20 protein-coding genes are annotated in these 25,909 nt (G+C 39.2%); 4 read left to right on the top strand and 16 right to left on the bottom strand.

Going from position 1 to position 25,909, the window contains the following annotated elements; all coding sequences use genetic code 11:
- Positions 1 to 56 precede the first annotated feature (56 nt).
- Entirely contained in the window at positions 57 to 848 is a 792-nt protein-coding gene (locus tag EAH57_RS05525; RefSeq protein ID WP_213071145.1) for a DUF4198 domain-containing protein, read from the bottom strand.
- Between the two features lie 230 nt (positions 849 to 1,078).
- On the opposite strand from EAH57_RS05525, the gene EAH57_RS05520 reads away from it, so the two are divergent.
- Positions 1,079 to 2,299, top strand: a complete 1,221-nt coding sequence (locus EAH57_RS05520; RefSeq protein WP_121929187.1) for an MFS transporter — start codon at positions 1,079 to 1,081, stop codon at positions 2,297 to 2,299.
- A gap of 44 nt (positions 2,300 to 2,343) precedes the next feature.
- On the opposite strand, the gene EAH57_RS05515 is transcribed toward EAH57_RS05520, so the two are convergent.
- The 6 genes from EAH57_RS05515 to EAH57_RS05490 all read right to left on the bottom strand — a co-directional run bounded on the left by EAH57_RS05515 (position 2,344) and on the right by EAH57_RS05490 (position 7,977).
- Complete coding sequence (locus EAH57_RS05515) at positions 2,344 to 3,294, bottom strand: siderophore ABC transporter substrate-binding protein (protein ID WP_121929186.1); 951 nt, start codon at positions 3,292 to 3,294, stop codon at positions 2,344 to 2,346.
- A gap of 9 nt (positions 3,295 to 3,303) precedes the next feature.
- Positions 3,304 to 4,068 carry an ABC transporter ATP-binding protein gene (locus EAH57_RS05510; RefSeq protein ID WP_005197414.1) on the bottom strand — a complete coding sequence of 255 codons (765 nt, stop codon included), beginning with the start codon at positions 4,066 to 4,068 and terminating at the stop codon, positions 3,304 to 3,306.
- On the bottom strand, positions 4,059 to 5,015 hold the full coding sequence (locus tag EAH57_RS05505; RefSeq protein WP_121929185.1) for an iron chelate uptake ABC transporter family permease subunit: 957 nt from the start codon (positions 5,013 to 5,015) through the stop codon (positions 4,059 to 4,061). Before EAH57_RS05505 ends, EAH57_RS05510 begins: the two co-directional genes overlap by 10 nt.
- Positions 5,008 to 5,961: an ABC transporter permease gene (locus tag EAH57_RS05500; RefSeq protein ID WP_121929184.1), complete on the bottom strand. Its 954-nt coding sequence runs from the start codon at positions 5,959 to 5,961 to the stop codon at positions 5,008 to 5,010. The genes EAH57_RS05505 and EAH57_RS05500 overlap by 8 nt, the downstream gene beginning before the upstream one ends.
- A 318-nt stretch (positions 5,962 to 6,279) precedes the next feature.
- Complete coding sequence (locus EAH57_RS05495; protein ID WP_121929183.1) at positions 6,280 to 6,897, bottom strand: LysE family translocator; 618 nt, start codon at positions 6,895 to 6,897, stop codon at positions 6,280 to 6,282.
- A gap of 90 nt (positions 6,898 to 6,987) precedes the next feature.
- Entirely contained in the window at positions 6,988 to 7,977 is a 990-nt protein-coding gene (locus tag EAH57_RS05490) for an ion transporter (protein WP_121929182.1), read from the bottom strand.
- Between the two features lie 315 nt (positions 7,978 to 8,292).
- Between EAH57_RS05490 and EAH57_RS05485 the strand changes: the two genes are divergently transcribed.
- Positions 8,293 to 9,750: a DASS family sodium-coupled anion symporter gene (locus EAH57_RS05485; protein ID WP_121929181.1), complete on the top strand. Its 1,458-nt coding sequence runs from the start codon at positions 8,293 to 8,295 to the stop codon at positions 9,748 to 9,750.
- Positions 9,751 to 9,841: 91 nt separating this feature from the next.
- Here the strand turns inward: EAH57_RS05485 and EAH57_RS05480 are convergent, their stop codons facing one another.
- The 5 genes from EAH57_RS05480 to EAH57_RS05460 form a co-directional block, all read right to left on the bottom strand.
- Positions 9,842 to 10,816 carry a DUF4062 domain-containing protein gene (locus tag EAH57_RS05480; RefSeq protein ID WP_121929180.1) on the bottom strand — a complete coding sequence of 325 codons (975 nt, stop codon included), beginning with the start codon at positions 10,814 to 10,816 and terminating at the stop codon, positions 9,842 to 9,844.
- Positions 10,817 to 10,959: 143 nt separating this feature from the next.
- The gene (locus tag EAH57_RS05475) at positions 10,960 to 13,599 is read right to left on the bottom strand and encodes a bifunctional aconitate hydratase 2/2-methylisocitrate dehydratase (protein WP_121929179.1); all 2,640 of its coding nucleotides are present in this window, start codon (positions 13,597 to 13,599) and stop codon (positions 10,960 to 10,962) included.
- A 253-nt stretch (positions 13,600 to 13,852) separates the two neighbouring features.
- Positions 13,853 to 14,212 carry a hypothetical protein gene (locus EAH57_RS05470; protein ID WP_121929422.1) on the bottom strand — a complete coding sequence of 120 codons (360 nt, stop codon included), beginning with the start codon at positions 14,210 to 14,212 and terminating at the stop codon, positions 13,853 to 13,855.
- 300 nt (positions 14,213 to 14,512) lie between these two features.
- Entirely contained in the window at positions 14,513 to 19,018 is a 4,506-nt protein-coding gene (locus tag EAH57_RS05465) for a translocation/assembly module TamB domain-containing protein (protein ID WP_121929178.1), read from the bottom strand.
- A gap of 45 nt (positions 19,019 to 19,063) precedes the next feature.
- On the bottom strand, positions 19,064 to 21,769 hold the full coding sequence (locus EAH57_RS05460; protein WP_121929177.1) for an autotransporter assembly complex protein TamA: 2,706 nt from the start codon (positions 21,767 to 21,769) through the stop codon (positions 19,064 to 19,066).
- Positions 21,770 to 21,932: 163 nt separating this feature from the next.
- Here EAH57_RS05460 and EAH57_RS05455 point away from each other — a divergent pair, with 163 nt between their 5' ends.
- Complete coding sequence (locus EAH57_RS05455; RefSeq protein WP_121929176.1) at positions 21,933 to 23,255, top strand: MFS transporter; 1,323 nt, start codon at positions 21,933 to 21,935, stop codon at positions 23,253 to 23,255.
- A gap of 3 nt (positions 23,256 to 23,258) precedes the next feature.
- Positions 23,259 to 23,894 carry a 2-polyprenyl-3-methyl-6-methoxy-1,4-benzoquinone monooxygenase gene (gene coq7, locus EAH57_RS05450; protein ID WP_121929175.1) on the top strand — a complete coding sequence of 212 codons (636 nt, stop codon included), beginning with the start codon at positions 23,259 to 23,261 and terminating at the stop codon, positions 23,892 to 23,894.
- A 57-nt stretch (positions 23,895 to 23,951) separates the two neighbouring features.
- On the opposite strand, the gene EAH57_RS05445 is transcribed toward coq7, so the two are convergent.
- The 4 genes from EAH57_RS05445 to folB all read right to left on the bottom strand — a co-directional run bounded on the left by EAH57_RS05445 (position 23,952) and on the right by folB (position 25,897).
- Positions 23,952 to 24,407 (bottom strand): hypothetical protein, encoded by a 456-nt coding sequence (locus EAH57_RS05445; RefSeq protein ID WP_121929174.1) that lies wholly within the window; start codon positions 24,405 to 24,407, stop codon positions 23,952 to 23,954.
- 129 nt (positions 24,408 to 24,536) lie between these two features.
- Positions 24,537 to 25,088: a DUF2799 domain-containing protein gene (locus EAH57_RS05440; protein WP_121929173.1), complete on the bottom strand. Its 552-nt coding sequence runs from the start codon at positions 25,086 to 25,088 to the stop codon at positions 24,537 to 24,539.
- Positions 25,089 to 25,125: 37 nt separating this feature from the next.
- On the bottom strand, positions 25,126 to 25,560 hold the full coding sequence (locus EAH57_RS05435; protein ID WP_121929172.1) for a 2-amino-4-hydroxy-6-hydroxymethyldihydropteridine diphosphokinase: 435 nt from the start codon (positions 25,558 to 25,560) through the stop codon (positions 25,126 to 25,128).
- Positions 25,517 to 25,897, bottom strand: coding sequence for a dihydroneopterin aldolase (gene folB / locus EAH57_RS05430; RefSeq protein WP_121929171.1), 381 nt, complete (start codon positions 25,895 to 25,897; stop codon positions 25,517 to 25,519). The genes EAH57_RS05435 and folB overlap by 44 nt, the downstream gene beginning before the upstream one ends.
- Positions 25,898 to 25,909 lie beyond the last annotated feature (12 nt).

The following is a 25,909-nucleotide window of genomic DNA, read 5'->3' as shown; positions in this document are numbered from 1 at the left end:
CAGGCAAATGTGATTAAAAGAGGCTAATCCATTCTAGAGATTAGCCTTTCCATTTCTTAATTTACAGACAAACTAATAATGCTATAGAACTGATTACTTGGTTTTTTCTTGCTATCAACCGACTCTGTAACTTCGACTAAATATTCCCCTGCACTTGGGAAAACTAAATCCACTGTCCCATCTGTATTCGCTTTTAGGGTTTTCGCTTGTTCGTCCGTTGCACCTTTAGCGCGAAGCACAACTTCTGCATTTGCCAAAGGCTGATTCGCTTTTGCTACCTTCACTTTCGTGGTCTGATTCGCTTTTAACTCATTTGGATGAGTTAAAAATTCAACTTGAATCGGCGCTGCAGTTGACTGTACAGGTGAGCTTTTCTCTTTTGTAATATAGGTAAATAATGACCATTCCCGCGTCACTTCAACTGGGGCAATTTTCTTACCTTTGAGATCAGCAGGAATCAGATAATCCCGTTCAGCTTTTGCTGGTGCTTTGTCTTCCGCTAAATCAAAAAATAATTTCCATTCTTTTTGGTCTTGTACATACTTCAATGGATAGCTTGCTTTGGTTTGTACGCTATAAGTACCCGCTTCAGGTAATTTCAAATCAAATACTGTGCTAGAACCAAGCTTCGAATCTGGCTCTATCGTACTTTTAACTTGTTTCGGATTTGTGATTTCAAACTTAGGACTTTTTAGCGCATATTCACTGTTCAAGGCTTCTTCAGCATAACCTGCTAAAATTGCAACTTGCGTATTTGTCGTTTGATATGCAACAGGTGCAACATAAGGCTCGTGTGCGGCACTATAACCTGAGATTAAAGCCAATGAAGCAATCAATAATTTTTTCACAGTTGTTTCCCATCCATTCATCCACTTACTCATTGATTAAGTGTAGTGGTTCAGCCAATTATTCTATGCAATGCATTATACATAAATGAAAATAATTATCATAAAGATTTAGTATTACTATTTTGATCGACTCTTTCAATCTTCGGTTGCATATATAAAATTTGTGTTCTTTTTCACATTTCTGTGATCTGCTCGATATAATATCGTCGCTTTATATGTTTCGAGATCGTATGTCTTCCCCAAGCTCTCCCTCTCTTTCTTCCCCGTCAAAAAACTATTCTTTATTTCTGGTGATTTTTTCACTTGCGATTGGTAGTTTTTGTATTGGCACAACTGAATTTGTTGCAATGGGACTGATCCAAGAAATAGCCACAGATTTAAATGTCAGTGTTCCCCATGCAGGTTATTTCATTAGTGCTTATGCGCTCGGCGTGATGGTTGGTGCACCAATTATTGCGATCTTAGGTGCTAAAGTCCCGCGCAAAACCTTATTGCTGGGTTTAATGCTGTTTTACGGTTTGGCAAATGCAGCTACAGCGTTCGCAACCACATCAGAAACCATGCTCGTTTCACGTTTTATTGCTGGTTTTCCACATGGTGCTTACTTTGGTGTTGCTGCTCTAGTCGCAGCCGAGTTAGCAGGTAAGCAACGTCGTGCGATTGCAATTGCGCAAGTGATGATGGGTTTAACCATTGCCAATGTGATTGGTGTACCCATCGCAACATGGCTCGGTCAACAATTCGGCTGGAAAACTGGTTTTGAATTTTCTGCTGTCATTGCCTTTATTACCTTGATCGGCATCGGTCTTTTTGTGCCCAATATTCGCCCACAAAAAACAGCAAGTATTAGAGCAGAATTGAAAGGCTTAAAAAATATCAATATGTGGCTCACCCTAGCAGTCGGTGCGATTGGTTTTGGTGGTATGTTTTCCGTTTACAGTTACGTCTCTCCAATCCTAACTGAATATACACATGCCGATATTTCCGTTGTTCCAATTGCATTGGCGATCTGGGGCGTGGGTATGGTGATTGGTGGCTTGGTTGCTGGTTGGCTTGCAGATCGGCATTTGTTTAAAACCATGATTGGGATTTTAATCAGTTCTGCACTCACCTTCGTGCTCGCCAGTTTTATGATGGCAAATCTATATACGGCTATCACTGCTTTATTTTTGATTGGTTTTACGGTGATTGGTTTAGGTAGTGCCTTACAAACGCATTTAATGGATATTGCAGGTGATGCACAAACATTAGCTGCATCACTGAATCACTCAGCCTTCAACCTAGCCAATGCATTAGGCGCTTTTTTAGGTGGATGGGTACTGAGCCATAATATGGGTTGGTTAGCACCGATTTGGGTAGGTTTCGTACTCAGTTTAGGTGGTTTGGTTATTTTATTAATCGCGTTAGCATATGCAAAATACGCTGATGCAAAAGAATCTGTCGTTGCTTAACGACAGATTCTGCTCAATAGAATACAAGGCGTCATCACTAAATGTTATTTCACAACATCAGCTACTTCTTTCAACATCGCCTGCATACCACCCAAACCATTATTCATTAAATACCAGTTGCTCGAATCCAAATAAACAATATTGCCATTCTTCGCCGCTTTGGATTGATTGACAATATTGTTATTTAACACACGTTTTGCACCCTCTTGATTGCCCGTGATTGCAGCACCACGATCAATTACGAATAAATAGTCTGGGTTTTTCTGGGCAATGAACTCGTGTGAAATGGCCATCCCATGCAAGCCCACTTTAATCGAAGCATCTGCAGGGGTAAAACCGTATAAATCATGGATATTACCAAACCGTGAACCTGAACCGTAAGCAGCAATCTTGCTATTATTCACCAAGATCACCAATGCAGTTTTACCTTTGGTTTTTGCTTTTAATGCTGCAATGTCTTGCTCCAAGGTTTTTAATTGTTGTTCTGCCTCAGGTTTCTTGCCGACCATTTCTGCAATATTCAAGGTTTGTTGTTTAAACGAATTAAACTGATCGTTGTAATCCACATCTACAAAATAGGTTGGTGCAATTTGTTTAATCTGATCCACCAAATTTTCCATACGCCCACTCATCAAGATCAACTCAGGCTGACTACCTGCAATTTTTTCCAGATTTGGCTCTTTTACTGTGCCAACATCCAGATATTGACCATCACTAAAATTTTGTAGCACCGCAGGTAACGGCGTACCTTTGGGTAAAGCAACCACTTTGTCATCTGCCCCAAGTGTATGAATGGTATTCAGGGCGTTGGTATCTAATACCGCAATACGTGACAAAGTGGATGGAATCGAAATCTGACCCGCTTTACTGCTAAAACTCATCATCTCATGTGAATTAGTTGTTCCTTCCTGTGCTGCAGAAGGTTCATTTGAATGACCACATGCAGCCAATACTGCACTCAACATCATGATCGGCAACGTCTTTTTGAACAGCATAACGAACTCCTAACTAATAAAATACAAACCTAATTTGTGTTGCTGAATTTGTTGAATCGGGATATGAAAATCAAAGATCGCTTCTAAAGTTGTTTCATTCATGATCTGCTGTGGATGCCCTTGATAGACCAACTCGCCATTTTTCATTGCAATAATGTGATCTGCATACACAGAAGCAAAGTTAATGTCATGGATCACCACAATGATGGATTTACCATGATTTTCAGCAAGATCTTTCAGCACACGCATAATTTGCGCGGAATGCTTCATATCTAAGTTGTTCAACGGCTCATCCAATAAGATATATTCTGTGTCCTGTGCCAAAATCATCGCTATATATGCGCGTTGGCGTTGTCCACCTGACAACTCACTTAACTGACGATGACGCATCGATTGCAGATCCATATAAGCAATGGAGCGATCAATAATTTCATGGTCTTGCTTGGTCAAACGCCCCTGTGAATATGGAAAACGACCAAATGCCACCAAATCCTCGATACTCAGACGCAACTCGGTATGATTGGACTGCTTTAAAATCGCCATTTTTTTGGCGATATCCGCACTTTTCATGTCATGTAAATCTTGACCATCCAACAATACCTGCCCCTGATCTGCATCAATCAGACGACTCATGATGGAAAGCAGCGTACTTTTACCTGCGCCATTGGGTCCGATAAATGCGGTAAATTGACCTTTGGCAATCGTGAGTGAGACTTGATTGACGACGCACTGTTGATGATAGCTTTTTCGTAAATTCTTCAGCTCTATTGCCATTTTTTATTTTCCTTCAATAAAATCCAGAAGAAATAAATTCCACCGACAAAGTTAATAATCACGCTCAATGTGGTTTTGAAATTCAGTACATGTAATACGATAAATTGACCGAGCATGAGACAAAGCACGCTCACTAAAATAATGCCGAGCAGTAAAATGTGATGTTGATGGGTTTTAAATAGTTCCAACGTAATATTGAGTACCAATAAACCAAGGAACATCATTGGACCTGCGAGTGCTGTTGCAGATGCAAGTGCAAACACCACTAAAACCAGTAACAACCGACTCGTTTTGTCATAGTCCAGCCCAAGATTTAATGCATGATCTCGTCCCAACGCCATCACATTCAGCTTGTGATAATGTCTAAAACTGTAAAAAAGAATGGGGAGAATCGTCAGTAAAGATAGTGCAACCGTTTCCATTTTCACGACATTAAAACTGGCGAACCCAGCATACGCGGCAACCTGAAACTCATCAGGATCGAGCAACACCTGAAAAAAGGTAGTCATGTTGTCAAATAGAGTTGAACAAATCAGGCCAACCAACAGCAAAAAATAAATATTTTGTTGTGCAACTTTCTGAAAAATGAAGCGATACAGTAATAAAGCAAAAGTCACCATTAACAATAAACTGATCAAATAATCAGTCACAAAGTTAAGCGACAATAACGTACTCGCACCAAAGAAATAAATAATTGCAGTTTTAGATAATTCGTATAATTTATCCAAACCTAAGGCTTGTGGTGTGACCACGCGATTATTCACAATCGTATGAAAAACCAAAGTTGAAACACCAACAGCAACACCTGCAACGACAATTGCAGCGACCGTTCTTAAACGCAGTCCCAGTGCATACTGCCATGCAATCCCGAGATTCCAACCGAGATATAATCCAATGCTAACCAATACAGCAATCGCAAGCACAACCAGCTTCGTCGTATTATGCATAACGATATCTCCTGAGTAATAACCACAGGAAGATCACGCTACCAACCACACCCATTATGAGGCTGACAGAGACCTCATACGGATAAATCACCACCCGACCAAAAACATCACAAAGCAAGACCAGCAATGCACCAAGCAATGCCGTATGTGAAAGTGTCTTACGAATATGATCACCTAAATAAAGGCTCACTAGATTTGGTACGATTAAACCGAGAAATGGAATCGCCCCCACCGTAACAATCACCACACCGGTAATCACCGAGATCAGCAGCAAACCTAAAAAAAGTGTCTGTTTATAATTTAAGCCAAGATTCGTTGCAAAATCCTCACCTAAGCCCGCCAACACAAAACGATTGGCAAATATATAAATCAGTACCAGTACAGGAATACTTAAATAGATCAATTCATATTGACCATTCAAAATGGTCGAGAAATCCCCTTGTAGCCACCCTGCTAAGCTCTGCAACAAATCAAGTTGCAAAGCAATAAAAGTCGTAAATGCAGAAATAATACTGCCAAAAATCATCCCGACTAATGGAACAAATACCGTATCTCGATGCTTTAATGTGGCGAGGATGCTCATAAACGTCATCGCACCAACCAGCGTGACAATGATGGCAAATCCAGTTTTGGCAAAAATGGAAGCACTTGGAAGTAAAATAATCGAAATCAAAACACCTAGCCGCGCACAGTCATATAAACCTGCTGTGGTTGGTGAAACAAAACGGTTGCGACTCAGTGACTGCATAATTAAGCCACAGACACTTAGACCAGCACCTGCAACAACAATCGCCATCAAACGTGGTAAGCGACTCGTCCAAAAAAGCTGCCAGTCTTGCGGATTGCCTGCAATCAGACCAGCAATGCTCATATCCCCAACACCAACGAACAAGGAAATCAATGCAAAAGGAATGAGTAACACAAGTAAATAGCGCCGTTTAATCATGGCGGGAGAATTTCATTTAATAAACAACCTTAAAAAATGCTTAAAAATTACGATAAACATCAAATAAGAAAGTATCATAAATGATAATTATTATTGTTATCTTTTTTTAATTTTTACTAAACCACCAACACCCACATTAAGTTTTATTAAATATTATTCAGTAATAGAGCTGATTTAAGATCATAATATTAAAATAAGATAAATCACCATACTTTTCCACTAGACTAATGCAACCTATTAAAAATTATTAATAAAATAATGTGATCCACAGATCAGACTCTCAAAAAATTGGCTAGTCTAGTTAAAGCCTTTAAAAGCTTAGTGGATAATAAACTGAACTGAATCTTTAATCGGAACAATAACTGAGGCAACCAATAACAATGCCATCGCGGTATTAAACCATTGTACTTTATGGGGATGATTTACGATCGTTTTCAACCTTTCCCCCATATAGGCCCACACCCCAACACTTGGTATACTCACCAAGCCAAAGATCACACCGATAAAAATAAATTCCACCAATCGACTATTTGCAGAACTATAAGTGGTAATTGCACCCATTGCCATAATCCATGCTTTGGGATTGACCCATTGAAACAACGCTGCGCCAATGAAACTTAATGGTTTATCAACTTTGGTATCGGTTTTAATGCTACCTGCTCGATAAATTTTATAGGCTAAATACAATAGATAGCTAATACCTACGATTTTTAAGACTTCATAAAGCAAAGGTGAAGAACCAAGTGCAGCACCAATCCCGTAACTGACCAGAATCACCATCACACCAAAGCCAAAACCAATCCCTAAAATATGTGGAATGCTTCGCTTTAGGCCAAAATTCAAACCCGAAGCGGCCAACATAATGTTATTTGGACCAGGGGTAATTGAAGTTACGGTTGAATAAACAATAAAAGAGAAAAAAGTCAGTAAACTCATAGAGAAAAATAATTCATTTGTTTAAATTTTCATTTAATATAACATCAAATTCATCTCATTTTTCATTGATTATTACAATAAAATTGACATCTACTCGGATAACTTTTCACCACAATGTGGGCAATAGGTTTTTTGTTTCTGTTGGTTTGCTTGCTCTTGTTCTTCTAGCAGCTTTTCCTTGACCAATTGCATAATAATTTCATGGGTTTGCTCTTTTGGTAAGCCAACACCAATACGAATCTTTTCAATTTCACGTTGATCATGCAATAAATCAAGCCCCCGAATTTGTAATGCTTCGCGAAACTCTTGTTCTAATCGCTGATTCCTTTGGTTTAATTCGTTGGCTAGTCCTGATGCCAAAATACCCGCGGGCAATGCCGCAATACCAACACCCAAAATCGTGATCAAAGCGCCTAAGAATCGCCCCATATTGGTCACAGGCGTAACATCACCATAACCCACCGTCGTTAATGTGACGACTGCCCACCACATGGATTGAGGTATTGAACTAAATGCTTCTGGCTGTACTTTATTCTCAACAACATACATTGCTGAAGCCGTCATGATGATCATAATGACTAAAATAAAAATAACAGCCTGAAAAGAACCTTTTTCGCGTTGAATGACTCTCAGCAAAATTTGTAAAGAAACAAAATAGCGCGTCAATTTTAATAAACGTAAAAGTCGTAAAATTCGCAGTACACGTAAATCGAAGTTGACAAAGAAATTCAGGTAAGCAGGTAAGATTGCAAGCAGGTCTATGATTGCCCCACCACTTTTCATCCATGCAAAGCGTTGTTTCCATGCGGATGATTCTGGATCTTTTTCTGCAATACTCCATACTCTGAGTAAGTATTCAATTGAAAAAATAGCAATCGATACATTTTCAAATATTTCAAATAAAATTTTATATGGATAAAAAATTGAATCTATCGACTCAAGGATGACTGCAGAGGCATTCGCCACGATCAAAATAATTAAAAAGTAGTTAACACAGCGGCTAAAGCGGGTTTGATAGTCATCATCATGTAGTGTTTTATAAACAAATTGACGTAATTGTTGCCATGAAAATAGAGTCATACCGCACTTATAGTGATGTTAACCAAGTTAAAAATGTAACACAGCATCAAACAATTTGATAAATGATTTTGATCTAGATAAATAACTTTCCTAAATCAAACAAAAAAGTGATTAGATCTTTCATCATTATTTAGCCGTTTTGTATTTCTGCCATCGGCAAAATAAAAAGGATTTATATAACGTTGAATCTACAAAACTCCCTTTGAATTCTAGTCTCTCACTTTCGATAATCACGTCTTAACGATTGTTTCTTTAACGATTCATTCATAAAGAACTATAAATTTTATTAAACCCATGATCACAAGGGGAATCCACATGGGATTTAAGCTCCTCCCTACGCTTATTTCTTTATTTATTACATTGATTATTTGGTTCGTTATACCTGTGCCGATAGGTGTCGATCCGAATGCTTGGCATTTATTGGCGATGTTTGTTGGCGTAATCGCTGCAATTATTGGTAAAGCCATGCCAATTGGTGCAATCGCGATTATTGCGATCATGCTCGTTGCAATTACTGGTGTAACCAATGATAGTCCTAGCGGCGCTATCCAAGATGCATTGAGCAGTTTCTCCAATCCTTTGATTTGGTTGATTGGTATCGCAATCATGATCTCCAAAGGTTTACAGAAAACAGGACTTGGCGCTCGCTTAGGCTATTTATTTATCGCAGTATGGGGCAAGAAAACCATTGGTATCGGTTATAGCATGGTACTTTCTGAGTTAATTCTTGCACCTGTTACACCGAGTAATACCGCACGTGGCGGTGGGATCATCCACCCTATTGTTCGTGCGATTTCGACTAGCTATGATTCAGATCCCACCAAAGGAACTGAGGGGCGCATGGGAAAGTATTTAGCTCTTGTCAGCTATCAGGCCAATCCGATTACCTCTGCGATGTTCATCACAGCAACAGCCCCAAATCCTTTAGTTGTTGATCTTGTCGCAAAAGCAACAAACAGCGAAATTTATTTAAGTTGGAGCACTTGGGCACTGGCGATGCTACTCCCCGGTCTAATTGCATTGATCGTGATGCCATTGATTATGTACTGGATGTATCCACCTGAAGTGAAAGAAACACCCAATGCAGCTCAATTTGCTAAAGATAAGTTAAAAGAAATGGGATCAGTCAGTCGAAATGAAACCATCATGCTCGGTGTATTTGGTATTTTACTGTTGTTATGGGCGGGTATCCCTGCCATGATTTTTGGTACAGCTTGGGCTGTTGATCCAACCACAACTGCATTTATTGGTTTGACATTACTTCTGCTCACTGGTGTGCTGACTTGGGAAGATATTCTGACGCAAAAAAGCGCTTGGGATACCATTACTTGGTTCGCCGCTTTGGTGATGATGGCGACTTATTTGAATAAGCTCGGCTTAATTGCATGGTTCTCAGGTGTATTAGAAAGTGGTATTGGTTCACTTGGTTTAAGCTGGGCACCTGCATGTCTATTGCTGATGCTCGCTTATTTGTACGCACATTATATGTTTGCCAGTACCACGGCTCATATCACAGCCATGTTTGCTGCATTTTATACGGCTGGACTCGCATTGGGTGCCCCACCAATGTTATTTGCTTTAATGATGGCAGCGGCTTCTAGCATCATGATGACCTTGACGCATTATGCAACAGGCACATCACCTGTGGTATTTGGTTCAGGATATACCACGCTCGGTGAATGGTGGAAAGCTGGCTTTGTCATGAGTGTTGTTAATATCATCATCTTTGTGGTGATTGGCGGACTTTGGTGGAAAGTGTTGGGTTATTGGTGATTTCTAGATAGCAATATGGCATTACATTTGTAATGCCATATAAGATAAATTAAAAGAATAGACTATAATATTTATATCCTATGAACCTAGATTAGAAGGGCAAGTCATCATCAAGTTCATGTTGTTGAGCCTTTAAGCTTGTAATCAATACCAATTCATTATCCCAGTCATTAACATTCATTGGTTTTAACTTCATATCATCAAGAAAAATTTTCTTACTTACTTTTATAATTTTATTATTATAACGCCATTCAAAATAAGTATCAGAATCAAATAAACTATCAAGATATTGATAACCAAAAGCATCCATAAGATTTTTTAATTCTTCTAAATTAGTAAAATAAACCCTAATATTAGTACCTATTGAATTTTGTATTATACTAAAAACAGGATGATTAGAAAATAGAATCTCTCTAATAGCTTCATTGCCTTTTTCTTTTTCACTTGTCAAGTAACTAACTAGTTGTTTTAAAGTTTTTGCAGTATCTTTGAGCTCCTCTATAATTTTCACGTCTTTTTGCTTTGCAGCATCACTTAATAAACTATGAAACAAACTAGCCCACTGTTCTTGTAGGTATTGCACTATATCATTAGATGTTTCAAAACCTGTATATTGATTATTAATTGGCAAAGCGAAAACTTCATCTAAAAACTGATAAACTTTCAAGTCATCAACTGCTGAAAACTTCATCATAGAAATAATGTCAGAATTCTCTTTATTATGCTCATAAGTTCTATATTCATGTAATACTGCTTTTTCAATGAAAATATAAACTTGTTTCCCTTTTTCTAATGCTGTTCTTAATTCTTTTTGTGATATCGAATAACCACCACTTTCGAAGGCAGTTGAACCGAATCTTCCACCAATAATTGATATTAAAATATCACAGTTCTCTATTTCTTTATAACAATATTCTTCTAATCTTGCTTGGCTTGAATAAGCAATATGTCCCTTTTCATTGAGGATCGGCTCATAATTTCTTTCTTTAATATATCGATCTAAATCACTTCTAATATTACGCAAATCAAAATAAGTTGAACTAATAAAAATTCTAGGTTTTGCCATTTTATATAAATCGAAATTTTAGTTATAAAAATTCTAAAGAATTTACTTAGGAAGTACAACATAAAATAAGGGCTGATTCATCAGCCCTTATTTTTGCTCTTGCACTAGGGAAAGCCTTTCGGCTTTTCTTAAATCCTAGCTCATTAAGTCAATTGAGCAGCTTGGATTTTCTTGGTATCAACTTGATCAGCTTCTTTTGTATATTCGCTCATCTTATCGAAGTTTAAGTATTTGTAGATGTCAGCAGAAGCGCTGTCGATTTGCGACGCGTACTGTTGATATTCTTCTGGGCTTGGTAATTTGCCAAGAACAGCAGCTACAGATGCAAGCTCAGCAGAAGCTAAGTAAACGTTTGCACCTTGACCTAAACGGTTCGGGAAGTTACGAGTAGAAGTCGATACACATGTCGTGTTCGGTGCTACACGTGCTTGGTTACCCATACACAATGAACAGCCCGGCATCTCAGTACGCGCACCAGCACGACCATAGATGTTATACATGCCTTCTTCCATCAACTGATGTTCATCCATACGTGTTGGTGGAGCCAACCATAGACGAGTCGTTAATGAACCACTTGGTACTTTATCAAGTAACTGACCAGCCGCACGGAAGTGACCGATGTTAGTCATACAAGAACCGATGAATACTTCATCAATTTTGTCACCTTGAACGTCAGAAAGAAGCTTCGCATCATCTGGGTCATTCGGGCAGCAAAGGATTGGTTCTTTGATGTCAGCAAGATCGATTTCATACACTTTAGTGTATTCAGCATCCGCATCCGCTTTTAACAAGCTTGGGTTGTCTAACCACTTCTGCATGTTTTCTACACGACGTGCCATAGTACGCGCATCGCCATAACCTTCAGCGATCATCCACTTCAACATAGTCATGTTTGAACGTAAGTATTCAGCAACTTTTTCTTCAGAAAGCGTGATCGAACAGCCAGCAGCAGAACGTTCAGCAGACGCATCAGAAAGTTCGAATGCTTGCTCAACCGTCAAGTCATTTTCCATTTCTGTTAAGTCAATCTCAAGGATACGACCAGAGAAGATGTTTTTCTTACCTTTCTTCTCTACAGTCAAGTCACCTGCTTGAATCGCATAGTAAGGAATCGCATGTACAAGGTCACGTAAAGTAATACCAGGCTGCATTTTACCTTTGAACTTAACAAGGATAGATTCAGGCATATCCAGTGGCATAACACCAGTCGCAGCTGCGAAAGCAACAAGACCAGAACCCGCTGGGAATGAAATACCGATTGGGAAACGCGTATGTGAGTCACCACCTGTACCAACGGTATCTGGAAGTAACATACGGTTTAACCAAGAATGGATAATACCGTCGCCCGGACGTAAAGATACACCACCACGGTTCATGATGAAGTCAGGTAATGTATGGTGAGTTGTTACGTCAACTGGTTTTGGATATGCAGCAGTGTGACAGAAAGACTGCATCACTAAGTCGGCAGAGAAGCCCAAGCAAGCTAAGTCTTTTAACTCATCACGCGTCATAGGACCCGTTGTATCTTGCGAACCAACAGTGGTCATCTTAGGTTCACAGTAAGTACCCGGACGGATACCTTCACCTTCAGCTAAGCCACATGCGCGACCAACCATCTTCTGCGCTTGAGTAAAGCCTTTGCCTGTATCAGCAGGTTGTACTGGCGTACGGAACAACGTAGAAGGTTCTAAACCTAATTCGTCACGTGCTTTTGAAGTCAAACCACGACCGATGATCAAGTTAATACGACCACCAGCACGTACTTCATCTAGAAGTACAGGAGTTTTAAGTTCTGCTTCTGAGATTTGTACGCCATCTTTGAATGCAGTTACTTTTGCAGCAGCATGATCGATTTTCAATACAACTTCGTCACCCATATTCATGTTGGCAACATCGATTTCTACAGGTAACGCACCTGCATCTTCCATTGTATTGAAGAAAATTGGCGCAATTTTAGAACCTAAGCACACACCACCATCTTTTTTGTTTGGAATGTGTGGAAGTTCATCACCAAAGAACCAAAGAACAGAGTTAGTTGCAGATTTACGAGATGAACCCGTACCAACAACGTCACCTACGTAAGCAACTTGGTTGCCTTTCGCGATCAATTCTTTGATTTGGTTTAATGGACCAACTTCACCTGGTTTTTCAGGGTTGATACCATCACGTTCATTTTTCAACATTGCATTCGCATGCAATGGAATGTCTGGACGACTCCAAGCATCTTGTGCAGGAGACAAGTCATCTGTATTGGTTTCACCAGTTACTTTGAACACAGTGATTTTAATTTCTTCTGGAACGTCAGGACGGCTTGTGAACCATTCCGCATCAGCCCAAGACTGTAAAACAGCTTTTGCATTTACGTTGCCAGCTTTCGCTTTTTCAGCAACATCATGGAATGCATCAAATACTAGAAGTGTCTTTTTCAATGCTTCAGCAGCTAAGCCTGCAAGTTCAGCATTGTCAAGAAGTTCAACAAGTGGCGCTACGTTATAACCACCAAGCATCGTACCAAGTAAGTAAACAGCACGTTCTTTAGTAATAAGTGGAGAAGTCGCTTCGCCTTTTGCAACCGCCGCTAAGAAAGCAGCTTTTACATAAGCAGCTTGGTCAACACCTGCTGGAACACGATTTTCAAGCAAATCTACTAAATATGCCTCTTCACCTGCCGGTGGGGTTTTTAATAATGCTACGAGTTCAGCAGTTTGAGCATCATCAAGTGGCTTCGGTGGGACTCCGAGTGCGGCACGTTCTGCAACGTGTTGGCGGTAAGCTTCTAGCACAGTGTTATTCCTCTTCTTTAATAAATTACTTGTAGGTTCCAGCTTTGTACAAGCTCTACAAGCAATATGGACAGCAAAATTTTACTAGACTTCGCGTTAAAAGTTAATGCAACTGCCGTATATCTACGTGATGACCATTATTTTATAGCGAAATGTTCATACCTTTTAAATACCGCTTTGGTCTTACTTGAAAGTCTAATAAAACATTACAAACATAAAAAAAGACAACGTTGTTGTCTTTTCGATTAACACATTAAAATGACTTATAACTCGGTAGCTTATCGTGTGGAGTAGCTAAACACTGATCCGTATATTGCTGCTTCAATTTGTCGCGTATAGCCTCTGGATCTGCTTTTACTTGATCTACAGGCATCGCATATACATTTTCAATAATTTCAAAGATAAATTTACGTGTTGTTTCATCTTCAATTTTGCCAGCATGTTCTGTTGCTTGCTTTTGCTCAATTCCATTTTGACGATCCAACGTAATAGAACGCGCTGCATTGCCGACACTAACACAATAGCCATGCCATTGTTCTTCGGGTGTTAATGGTTTTTTTTCAGCACAACCGACCAAAACTAAACCTATTGCAATCAACAAAACTTTTTTCATGATCATACTACGGCTAATTTGATGCGCACATCATACTAAAACTGAATTATTTTGCAAAAGGACGCATTTGAAACTGACCTTTTAGCAATAAAAACATACAAATCCGCCACTACTATACATGGTATTGCCCGTCTTTTGGCATTTAACGCCACATACAGTGATAAATCGTTCTCTACCTACAAACGATCATATTCCTATTCATATTCAAACATTCGCTTTTAAGAATATGCCAAGGCTCGGTTAAAATGACTATAAATAAAAAACCTGCTTTATTTACATAAAACAGGTCTGATATAAAATTTAGAATCGCCAGTTATAGAATATATCTATCGCTCGTTCCAAAGATTGGCTGGCTTCAAGATATAAGCGGCGATTCATTTGATAGCGCAAGGTCAATTTATTTACAGGGGTAAATACACCGATACCATAGCGGATAAATAGATCAGGAGTGATATATCCTGTCAAACTGACTTGGGTGTCATCGCCCGTTCCTTGTGCATCAAGTGCTAAGCCACTTAAACCAAAAGTTCGTCCAATTTGGTTGGTGAGTGCCCGTGTGCCACCCAAGCCCATACTAATACCCGCCGCGGCAATAGTATTATTGACATCCGACTTAAATCCTTCAGTATTACTTAGACCACTGTTCCCTTCATTGATACGCCCTGTCAATAACGCATTCAATGCTTCTTGCTCAGATAGTCCAGCATCGTTATAGACTTGAATATTCGGAACAGTCGCGGTGCCTGTCACACGTATCCCAACCATACTGCCTTGAACGGGCTTATTGGCATCAATATCAAGGGTTGGATTGGCAAGTGGGCCATTAAAACGTGCAATCGCTCGATTTAGGTCTAAGCTTTGACCGTATGCTTCAATTTTTACTTTTTGACTGACACCAATTGCACCATTGGCTCGCATGGCTGTTTCCAAACCACGTTGTGATAAATGTAAACGCCCAACCAATGGAATATTACTTTCAAAACCTTGGAAAATAACTTGATTGCCCAAAGTGAGGGTCATATCCGCACGAATATCCCACGGTTTCGATGCCTTTAATGTTGCAAGCAAATCTTGTCCTTGATGAACAACGCGAACATCTGGTGAAAGCGTCACGACGTTTGCTGTTGATTCTGGCATAGAGATTCGAGCACGAGGCACATCAATTGTACCTTTCAAACTTAATCGCTGGTCAAAAGGATATACATCTAGACTCAGATCTGGTTTAACAATTGCTGTAATCATTGGGGCTTGGCGAACCAAGAGGTTGTCACCTTTTAAAGTCAGTGCCAAATGTGGTTTATCTTTCCAATCAAAGCTTCCTTTCAACCGCCCAACACCTTGACCACTATTAAATGCGCCATCAATACTTGCCGAATCTTGGCGAATAGATGAGTAAAGCTGCATATTGGTTAAATTTACAGGCAGCGAAATCATACTGATTGCACCATTTTTCAAACGCATTTCACCGGTAAATTGCGGCTGCGTAAGTGTTCCGTTAATTTTACCGGCAAGCGCAAGTGTGCCTGCCATAGAACGGACATCTTTAATAAACGGTTTAAAGATTTTCAGTTGCACATCATTAAATGCAACCTCACCACGCATAGGCATACCCGTTTGAAATGGATCGACTACAACGTTTGCATACCCAGTTCCAATATCAGGTGTTTTCATATCGACACGGAACAAAAGTCCATCATTGACACTTTTTGCAATTAAGCTTAACTCGTCATAGGTCACTGTCGTTGCAATATCTTGTGGATCTTCTGCGGCTAAACCAATCTCACCTTTGCGTGTCACTAAACGTGAATCTAATTTAGGGCGAGTGCCTTTTACCCAAGATGCTTTTGCATAACCATTTAACTGTCCAGTTACAGCCAAGCCTTCAGGCATAAATGCGGCAAAGTCTTTTAGATCTAAATCTTTGGTAATAAATGAAAAACTGCCTTTTTCCTTACTAATACGAGCAGGTTGATCTAAACACAATTGGCTTGCTGCACTTTGCCAACAATGCTGACCGACATATAACTCAGATCGTGCCGTCGTATATATAACAGGAGTATTTTGATTTTGGGCAAGGTCAATGCGGCGCGAGTTGAACCTTCCTTTCTGGATTTCACCTAGCCAATCATTGTTTTGATTAAAACCACCAGCAAGCTGCACATAAAAATTGGTGTGCGCATTTTTACTTTCTAGTTTTAACAAATGCGCTTTCCGTGTGCCCGCTAAATTGATCGTTGCCTTTTCAATCTCACGTTTTCCGCTGCGTAAATGATCCAATGTTGCAGTCAATTGCGTTGCTGTTGTTTCTGAAGTTGGTAACTCACCTTGGACACGCAATGATTTGATACTTGCTAAGTCACTGAAAGCAAAATTATCGACAGCAATATTTGCAGTCGCCTTGAGTCGTGGTTGAGACTGTACATTTAAACTGCCGTAAGCACGCCCACGTAAGCCAGGATATAACTCATATAATGCAGGTGCGTTTATCTTAAATTGTAAACTTTGTGCATTTCCAGTGGCTTGAAGCTGGTTCTGCCCATAAGCAAAAAATAAATTATTTGCTTCAAACTGCTGTGGTAAGAAACCAGTCTGATTGGAATCCAGTAACAAAGACAGATTACCACGACCGCGTACAGGCTTATTGTTGAGAAAACCCGCTGCATTGAGTTCTCGAATATCAATGCGTTTCACTTGATCTGACCAAACGCCTTGCGTTTTTACATGACCTGAGACTTCACCTTTAAGACTAGAAACAAAGTAATGAGGCTTAAATCGGACTAAGGATACTTCCATGTTCCAACCAAGCTTATCTTTAAGATCGACTTTACCTGTTGCAAACATTTTGCCTGCAACACCATCATGCTTTAACTCATTAATTTGAATCTCGGTCGGTGTTCCTGCAATATTAATCTTTAACAGCCCGTTGCCTTGATTTAAAGCATTTAACGAACCATCATAATCCACCGAAAAACGTTTAAATCCACCGCCTGCTTGAACATCATCAAACATCAATGTCGTTGTACTTTTTCCTTGCAGCACAATCGTTTCATTTTGATTGGCTTGAGCAAGTTGTCCTTTCAGATCAATATGTTCAAGTTGAATAATCTGTTGGTTCGGTTTTGCAAAACCAGACGCTTTGATTTCACCATTCAGTAGATTTACAGGTGCTGCAGTCGCGACTGTTTGAGGATTAAAGTCTTGTGCTTTAAGTTGGGCTTGCCATGACAGTTGCTGCTTTTCATGTGGTAATTTAACTGTCGCTTTCCCAGTTAAACTGCCTTTATCCGCTTGATAAAGGAAATTTTCAACATTTAGAACATTCGATTTCAAATCAACTTTTGCATCATATTTCCCTGCTGGCAATAAACCTTGTTCATTGGGACGTACAGTCGTTGTAAGATAAATGTCTTGTTGATCGTCTCTTAAGGTCACATTGGTTTGACCTTCCGCGCTACTTAACCAGCCGATATAAGGCATCGCTCGATCAATACCTTGCCAAGCAATATCTAACACCATCGGTTGAGTTTTATTATTTTTTACTTCTGCCTGATTTAATTTCACCTGCCAAGTTTCATATTTATCAAAGGCAAGCTGCGCATTGAGTGCTAGCCCATTTGCCAATGAACCCGCAGCACTAATATTTGCATCCAAGCTTGGCGGCAAAAAGTCCTGAGCAATTTGCGGTAGCGTTTTGTCTTTTGGGTTTAAGCCATCTAATCGCCCTTTTATATCCCATGACACTTGTTCATTCCAATTTACAAAGCCATTTAATCCAACCGATCCACCCATTAACTGACCATTAAAGTCTTGGATGTTGAGTTGATTTTTTAGGTCCGTTTCCATGAGGGCATTATACTTGCCTTCGGGAAGTTGCTCACCTTTCAGGTCCGTATCTAAGCTTAAAATCAGCTTTTCAATATCACCACTAAATCTTGCAATACCATCTTTTGCAAAAAGCTTTTGATCTTTCAGTATAGGAAGATGGTAGTTTTTAAATAACAATGCGCCCTTCATTGGTACCTGATCACGCACAGGATGAACAACTGCCCAACCCGTTAGCAAATCAGGTGTGTGTGTTGCCACGCCTGCTCTTATGGTATCCAATGTACCAGTCGCCACAACCTTAATGGTCTCTACGTCGATACTTTTAAGCGATGGAATAATCAGATCTGCTTTTAGATCTAAAGGATACTTACCATTAAAATCCATTTGACCCTTGGCATTTTTAACTGCCAAATAACCCATATCCATACGCGAGTCTTCAAACTCTAATTTCGTATCTGACCAAAGTGCATCTTTTAAATAAATATCATTAAAATCAATTTTTGCAGTTGTGGTCTTTATTTCCAAATGATCTAAAGTGGCTTTATCAATACGAAGTACAAATGGAAGTTTGATTGGCGCAAAATCGAATGGTTTTCCTGATGGCGGTTTTTTACTAATAATAATGAGATTGGAAATATCCGCATGACTCAAATGTACCTCTTTATTTAAAATCGCTCTCCAACCCAAAGAAACGTCTGCACGATCCAAAGAAACATCAACTGCCTCTAATTTCACCAAAACGTTTTTTAGAATGATGCCTCGTAGTAAATTGCCACCTTCATATTCATATTGAATTATTTTTTGGTTTTGTAGCACACGATCGAGTAAAAAACGACTTCCCTTATCTGTTGACATCATCACAAACAATGAGCTGACCAAGAATAAAAGAATGAACAGCACCACCAGCACGATACTCCGAAGAATACGCCGTTCTCGTCTTGGTGCAGTTGGAGGTGTGAGTTGCTGTTCTGCTTCCGTCATAATTAACCTAAATTTTTTTCGCTTTTAAAGGGTTATAAAAAGTCTTTAAAGTTGTGATCCAATAAAGAAGTGCAGTCGAATTGGGCGGTTCTCATTAGAAATACCCGATGCAACATCCAAACGAATCGGACCAATTGGAGATCTCCAACGAATACCAACACCTACACTATATTCAGTTGGATTACTAAAATCTTTATCAAAAGCATTACCAAAGTCAGAAAAAATTGCAGCGCGCCAACCATCTTTAAATTGATAGTTATATTCTAAAGATCCAACACCTAACGCCTGCCCACCAATCTTATATCCATCTATTTCTGGGGATAGACTTTTATAATCGAATCCACGTAAAGATTGATCACCCCCCGTAAAGAAACGCAAATTATAAGGGACTTTGTCAAAATCATCGGTAAAAATATAACTTGCATCGCCACGCCCGACAAATTGATGATTGTCATTTTCTCCTAGCGAGTAAATAAATCTCCAACCTGCTCCCAAAATCGCCATATTGGCATCTGAAAGGAGTGATTCTGATCCCAGTTCAAGCTTATATGTTTGTTTAAACCCTTTAGTTGGATTCAAGCGTGTATTCGTGTTTGTCTTAGAAATTTCATAACCTAGGAGTAATGATTTCTGCTCAGAATTAGTACCTGCCGCTTTAAAAGCATCAGGCAACTCAGAAACATCAACATCCCCTCTTTCAGTTAAACGGTCTAAACGATAACGTAAACCAAAAGTATGCTGCCAATTACCGAGTGGTTTTTTAATGACACGCTCACCACCGAGGACAGCCGACTCAACCAGTAAGCCAATATTCGGGCCAATATCATCTCGATCTTCGCGTTCATAACCACCAACAAGATTAAAATAGTCATTGAGTGGGTGCTTATAAGGAATACTATAACGCCCATCTATTGATTGGCGAATTTCTGAAACCTCGACGTTGGCATCAAAGGCATGACCATGTTTATTGACGATCGCACGACGATACTGAGTACGAATACGTGCTCCAGTATCCGTACCATAACCAATACCTGTCTCGATACTATTTAACCGATCGGCATTTAAAGTGACCACAACAGGAATTTTCCTTTCTATACGTGCTTGTTCTTCAAGTGCTTTACGATCATCTTCATCATCCTGTATGTCTGGCATCGCGCGTGCCAAAGAATAAGCTTGTGCGGGTTCACTTCCCGAGAACTGGGACTCATCTACAACATCTTGGGTGACTTCTTCGGCAGAGGTCACTTTCTGTCGCGCTAAGTCAGCTTTTTGCTGCGTATTTAAGAGCTGAGATTGCTCGATACGTTGTTGATCGACCAATGCTTGCAAGTCAGGTGGTAACTCTAACGGCGGTTGGTTCAGATCCGGTTTAATGGTATCGACCAACGTGTAATTAAAATAACGCGTATTGGTTAGGTTATTTGCTAAAAGATTGACCCGCCAAAAAGCATAATCATCACCCTCTTTCCAAGGAGCTAAGCTATCCAAAACTTTCTGTGTTAGTGGTAAAGGCTTGCTCGAATCACTCATCTTATATTGAACTTCTTTGAGTTCGTATCGCTCGCCAGTTTCATATTTTAAATTAATTTCAGCTGTTTTCTCAGGCTGGCTAATTTTAACGTCGTGTAATCGCCAAAATGCATCGAAGAAACCATTGTCTGAAGCCGTTGTAGCAATTCTATTTTTTGTTGCTTCATATTTTCCGTGATTGAAAATATCGCCCTCATCCTGTTCAGGAATTAAACCAATCACTTGGAATTGAGGGACATTTTCACCCGCGCCAGTAAATTCAATATTTTGTTCTTTTATTTTGACGGGTTCATTTGGAACAACATTCACTTTGACTTTGCTATCACTCAACTTCTCAAAGGTATAGGTCGAATCATAATATCCGACTGCTTGTGCCGCCTGATTGGTCAAAACTCTTAATTGAGGCAAAGCGACATTGAACTCTTCGAAAGCCTCCTGTGTAAAACTGGATAGTTTTGCTTTAATATTTGCAGCAAGCACAGGCGGAGCACCTGTCACATCCGTACTAATACGCGGGATTTTTTCTGCGCCAAGCAAATTTTCTGGGCGTAATCTATTCAAAATTCTTTTAAAGAACCCAACTTTTTCTTGCTCTTGATCTGTTTGAACCTGAAATTCAGACAATGTCTTACCTGATTCATTTGCTTCAACAATGATCTGGCTATCAGTCTGGATCTCAGTCATTAACTGATCAATATTAATAGGCGCTTGACTGATTTCGGTAAGTTCAGTTTGTGTTACTTCATTGACTAAAATATCGGTGTTCTTCGCAGTGTCTGCTTGATGTGCCTGTGCTTGATTTTTTGCGTCTTCGGCAACCTGAAAAATTTCATTTGCCATATTTTGATCAACGGTGATCACTGGCAAATTGTCTAAATTTTCATCCAAATCGATCGGCTGCAACACATCAATTTGATGTGCTGATTGTTCTTGTTGTTTCAGCGCAGCCACACTATCCTGTGCTGAATTGAAATTTTGTTGATCTATTTGAAAAGCTTGAATTGGGATTTCTGGAGCAGGAATGCTTTTCACCTGATCTTTCATTCGTTCAATTGTTTGATTTTCAATCGCTTCGGCAACTTGATCTTCCGCATAAGCATTTGATATAAAACAACTAATCAAAAAACCACTACAAATAAGTTTAGGAAAGCTCTGCATTTTAAAAATTAAATGCATAGAATGAACCAATGTTGACTGTTTAAACTTAGATTTAGATAGCATGTAGTACTCTAATCTTACTTTTTAGATTTATCGTTTTTGATGGCTGAAAACCGCTTCAAATCTTTGATTTTTCATCCAATCAAACATAAAAGTATCATACATGTATTTTATAGTATGTTTACAGTACGTCACATTTTTTTATAAATCACAATGAAGTGAACACATGATGAAACAAGATGAGCGCTTAATGACATCACGTCGGTTTGCCCCGATGTTTTTCACTCAATTTTTCGGCGCGCTGAATGATAATGTCTATAAGCAAGCCCTTCTTTTAGTCATTACTTATGGTTGGATTCAACAACAAACTGCAGCCGTAAGTACACTCAATAATTTAGCTGCATTACTGTTTATTTTGCCTTACTTTTTCTTTTCTGCAACTGCTGGTCAAGTTGCTGATAAATATGAAAGATCACAGCTCGTCCGCTTGCTTAAGCTGCTTGAAATCGTGATCATGCTGATCGGTACTGCGGGTTTCTTGCTCGGTAACTTGTGGCTACTGTTATTGGCTCTTTTTCTAATGGGAACACATTCAACCTGTTTTGGCCCAATCAAATACGCCATTCTCCCTGAAATATTAAAGCCAAATGAACTCATGTCAGGAAATGCGCTATTCCAGTCAGGTACATCTATCGCCATTTTATTCGGGATGATCTTGGGTGGCGCTGTGATTGCAACCTCTGCAGGCAATTTATTGTGGATTAGTATTACGGTTGTTACGATTGCTTGCTTAGGCTATTTGTGTAGTCGATTTATTCTCCCGCAAAAAGTTGCAGCACCAGACTTAAAAATAGACTGGAACTTTTTCCGTACAAGCCTGCAAACAGTAAAATACGCGAAAAGTATTCCTGTTATTTTTATGATTCTGCTCGGTAACTCTTGGTATTGGTTTTATGGGGCGACTTATTTAACTCAGATTCCACAACTCACTCAACAGAATCTTCATGCTTCAGAGAATGTCGTCAGCTTACTACTCACCTTTTTCTCTGTAGGTATTGGTGTCGGTTCTTTACTGTGTAGACGAATTGGTGGAACTGACATTAATATCAAAATGGTTCCTTATGGCGCGATTGGTTTAACCGTTTTCGCGCTTTATTTGGCTGCTAGCTTAGCGTTTGTACCAGAACGCACAGGTGAACTGCTGAGCTTAAAAGATGTCTTTACCGAAGGTGCTGTGTATTATCATGTTATGCTTGCAGTCACTTTGCTTGGCATTAGTGGTGGATTCTATATCGTCCCCTTATATGCAATGATGCAAGCCTATTCACCACGCTCTCATCGTGCTCGAGTTGTTGCTGCAAATAACATTCTGAATGCTATATTTATGGTCTCTTCAGCAATTTTCTCAATTTTAATCTTAAGCATCTTAAAAATTGATATTAAAATATTATTTACGATTACTGCTGTTTTAAGCGCAATTTATACTTTTTGGTTATTAAAACGCCTAAAACCTTTATTGGAAAATGCTCCCAATACTTTAGAGGATTAATCTATGCGTCAGTACACAGGTCTCGACCAACTCATTAACTCCTTTGACCAAGCATTACGCAGTTTAGTTCCGGGTGCGACGGCCTCTCAGCGCGCCAATCCTGCACATGACGAAGCTGCACAATTATGCGTCAGCGACGCACGCCATGTCGCGGGTTTAATGCGGGTAAACCATAGTGGTGAAGTATGTGCGCAAGCGCTTTATCACGGTCAGGCATTGACAGCAAAACTTCCACATGTCCGTAAAGAAATGCAACACGCTGCGATTGAAGAACAAGACCATCTAGCTTGGTGCGAGGATCGCTTAAAAGAGTTGGATAGCCACACCAGTGTCTTAAACCCAATATGGTATGGGTTATCTTATGGCATGGGCGCAATCGCAGGAATTGCAGGTGATAAATACAGTTTAGGTTTTGTAGCAGAAACTGAACGCCAAGTAAGTCAGCATTTGCAAGAACATCTTCAACAACTACCAGAACACGATGACCGTTCTCGTAAGATACTAGAGCAAATGAATGAAGATGAGTTGCAACATCGTGACACCGCATTACAAGCAGGTGGTGTTGAACTACCAGCACCTGTGCGCATCACCATGACCGCCATTTCAAAGTTGATGACTAAAACCAGTTATTATTTATAAATTTTAGGGAATTATTGCAAAATAATTCCCCTTTCCTTTTGAAGTATTCAATCGAATTTAACGAAAAATAATCTTGCCTTTGTCATTGGAATCACGGTCATACCAAAAACTTTGTGCTTGCTTTTCTAGATTCGTGAAAATTGTATAGTTAATTTTTCCTTGTTTGAAATTTAATTGATCTTTCTTCTTTAATGCAATGGTTCTATTATCATTGACCCAGACACGTTGCTGCTGATCAATTCTAATAAGGGCTAATACCGTTCCATCCTGTCTTTCTGCGATCCACTGCGGTTGCTGCATTGATGCGCTCGGAGTTGGTATTTCTACTTTTTGTTCAATAAATTCAGCTTTAAAATTTTCTTCTTTCGATTTATGAATATCACAACCCTGCATTTCACTAACTTGTGTACAGCCTGAATGTTCTAATTGTTGTCTATATTTGGCATCAATTGCATGAGCGGAGTTCATGATTGCACATGTCATCAGCCCTACAATAATAAAATTCACTTTCATGCTGCATCCTAGTTTCATGAATCAATTGAATATTTAATCATTCATAAATTTATTAGTATGTAATTCAAATGTTTTTCCCAAAAAAATCCATAGTCGAAATTATGGATTTTTCAGAAGCAATTTTAAAGCTTAATCTAAATCGTGTTCAGCTTTAAAACGCTCTAAGTTTCGAACTGCATCGTGATAACGTGATTGCACATTGCGACTATTTAAACGTACATCATGTAAACGTTTTTTATAGTCATCTCTCTGTTTAGACGTTAAATCTTTACGCTCTAACTCGTTTAGATAATGACTTAAATCATTTTGTGAACGATCAAATTCAGCATTTGCCTGATAATAATTATTTGCAACCTGATAATAGCTACGCAAAGACTCTCGTTTCTCTAAAGGACAGACCCGAAAATCACCACGACCATCTAATGCTTCGTTAAAAATCGTCTCAGGTCGACAATAATAACCCAAGCCTTTTTGATAGCCTTTTTCATATAAGCTTTGATTTGGAACAACATTGGCTTTTTGGCAAGATGAATAATATTTATCTAAACGAGATGCATGCCCAGCCGAACCATCTTTCTCACCGACATTAAACCAATTTGCTGTTTCACATTGCTCAACACTCATTGACGCACAGCCAGAAAGTAAAACTGCCAAAGTGAAACCGAGTAAAATAGTTTTCATAAAGCGCTTCCTAATTATTCGCTATTATTTATAAAAATTATATTGTAATAACAGGATACTGCATATTTTGGTCATAACTTAATGCAGTTTGCTGCCATAAATCGCTCAAAGGAATTTTTACGTCTAATGCTAATGGTAACTTTTTTGGATTAAATTGCATATTGTCTAAAGTATTGCCCCAAGCAATCACATCGATATCTAAACTAATATGGTGTGATGGACGAATACGTCCCGATTGCTCTTCAAGTTTTTTGAGTATCTCTATTATTTCATCAACAGGTAGATGGCTTTGCAATAAACATGCTGAGTTCCAATAATCAGCACCAATACCATCACGACACGGAATTTGATAAATAGGAGAAAACTTCACCGTACCTAAATCTGCAAGTTGAGTATAAGCAAAAGTAAAATTTTGCTGCTGCTGAACATTACTCGCCAGTGCGAGCGCAAAAATCGTTTCTGTTGCGTTCAAGACGAATTCCTACTGCTTGAGCTTGTGCAATGATTGCAGGTTTGCGAATCGTGATAATAATAGATTCGACTGAAGGGAAAGTAGAAAATAAACAATCAAGCACTAACTGAGCCGCATGCTCAATTAGTTTGGGTTGAGCTTGTTGAATCACTTCGGCTGCAAGTTCACAAATTTGAGCATAGTTAAGAGTATCATCTAACTCATCAGAGTTTGCAGCCTGACTGAGATCATTATGAATGGTGAGATCTAACATCAAAGGTTGAATAATTTGGCGTTCCCAATTGAAACAACCAATGATCGTATCAACCTTTAATCCTTCAATAATAATGGCATCCATAATGACCTAATA

Source organism: Acinetobacter sp. 2JN-4, from assembly GCF_003687745.1.
Lineage (GTDB): Bacteria > Pseudomonadota > Gammaproteobacteria > Pseudomonadales > Moraxellaceae > Acinetobacter > Acinetobacter halotolerans.
The sequence above is the reverse complement of the archived record's forward strand: the minus strand, read 5'-3'. Positions and strand labels throughout refer to the sequence as shown.

Bases quoted from the DNA above. Each gene is read 5' to 3' on its own strand.
- EAH57_RS05520 (WP_121929187.1), top strand. From the start codon at position 1,079: ATGTCTTCCCCAAGCTCTCCCTCTCTTTCTTCCCCGTCAAAAAACTAT.
- EAH57_RS05515 (WP_121929186.1), bottom strand. From the start codon at position 3,294: ATGCTGTTCAAAAAGACGTTGCCGATCATGATGTTGAGTGCAGTATTG.
- EAH57_RS05510 (WP_005197414.1), bottom strand. From the start codon at position 4,068: ATGGCAATAGAGCTGAAGAATTTACGAAAAAGCTATCATCAACAGTGC.
- EAH57_RS05505 (WP_121929185.1), bottom strand. From the start codon at position 5,015: ATGCATAATACGACGAAGCTGGTTGTGCTTGCGATTGCTGTATTGGTT.
- EAH57_RS05500 (WP_121929184.1), bottom strand. From the start codon at position 5,961: ATGATTAAACGGCGCTATTTACTTGTGTTACTCATTCCTTTTGCATTG.
- EAH57_RS05495 (WP_121929183.1), bottom strand. From the start codon at position 6,897: ATGAGTTTACTGACTTTTTTCTCTTTTATTGTTTATTCAACCGTAACT.
- EAH57_RS05490 (WP_121929182.1), bottom strand. From the start codon at position 7,977: ATGACTCTATTTTCATGGCAACAATTACGTCAATTTGTTTATAAAACA.
- EAH57_RS05485 (WP_121929181.1), top strand. From the start codon at position 8,293: ATGGGATTTAAGCTCCTCCCTACGCTTATTTCTTTATTTATTACATTG.
- EAH57_RS05480 (WP_121929180.1), bottom strand. From the start codon at position 10,816: ATGGCAAAACCTAGAATTTTTATTAGTTCAACTTATTTTGATTTGCGT.
- EAH57_RS05470 (WP_121929422.1), bottom strand. From the start codon at position 14,212: ATGAAAAAAGTTTTGTTGATTGCAATAGGTTTAGTTTTGGTCGGTTGT.
- EAH57_RS05465 (WP_121929178.1), bottom strand. From the start codon at position 19,018: ATGACGGAAGCAGAACAGCAACTCACACCTCCAACTGCACCAAGACGA.
- EAH57_RS05460 (WP_121929177.1), bottom strand. From the start codon at position 21,769: ATGCTATCTAAATCTAAGTTTAAACAGTCAACATTGGTTCATTCTATG.
- EAH57_RS05455 (WP_121929176.1), top strand. From the start codon at position 21,933: ATGATGAAACAAGATGAGCGCTTAATGACATCACGTCGGTTTGCCCCG.
- coq7 (WP_121929175.1), top strand. From the start codon at position 23,259: ATGCGTCAGTACACAGGTCTCGACCAACTCATTAACTCCTTTGACCAA.
- EAH57_RS05445 (WP_121929174.1), bottom strand. From the start codon at position 24,407: ATGAAAGTGAATTTTATTATTGTAGGGCTGATGACATGTGCAATCATG.
- EAH57_RS05440 (WP_121929173.1), bottom strand. From the start codon at position 25,088: ATGAAAACTATTTTACTCGGTTTCACTTTGGCAGTTTTACTTTCTGGC.
- folB (WP_121929171.1), bottom strand. From the start codon at position 25,897: ATGGATGCCATTATTATTGAAGGATTAAAGGTTGATACGATCATTGGT.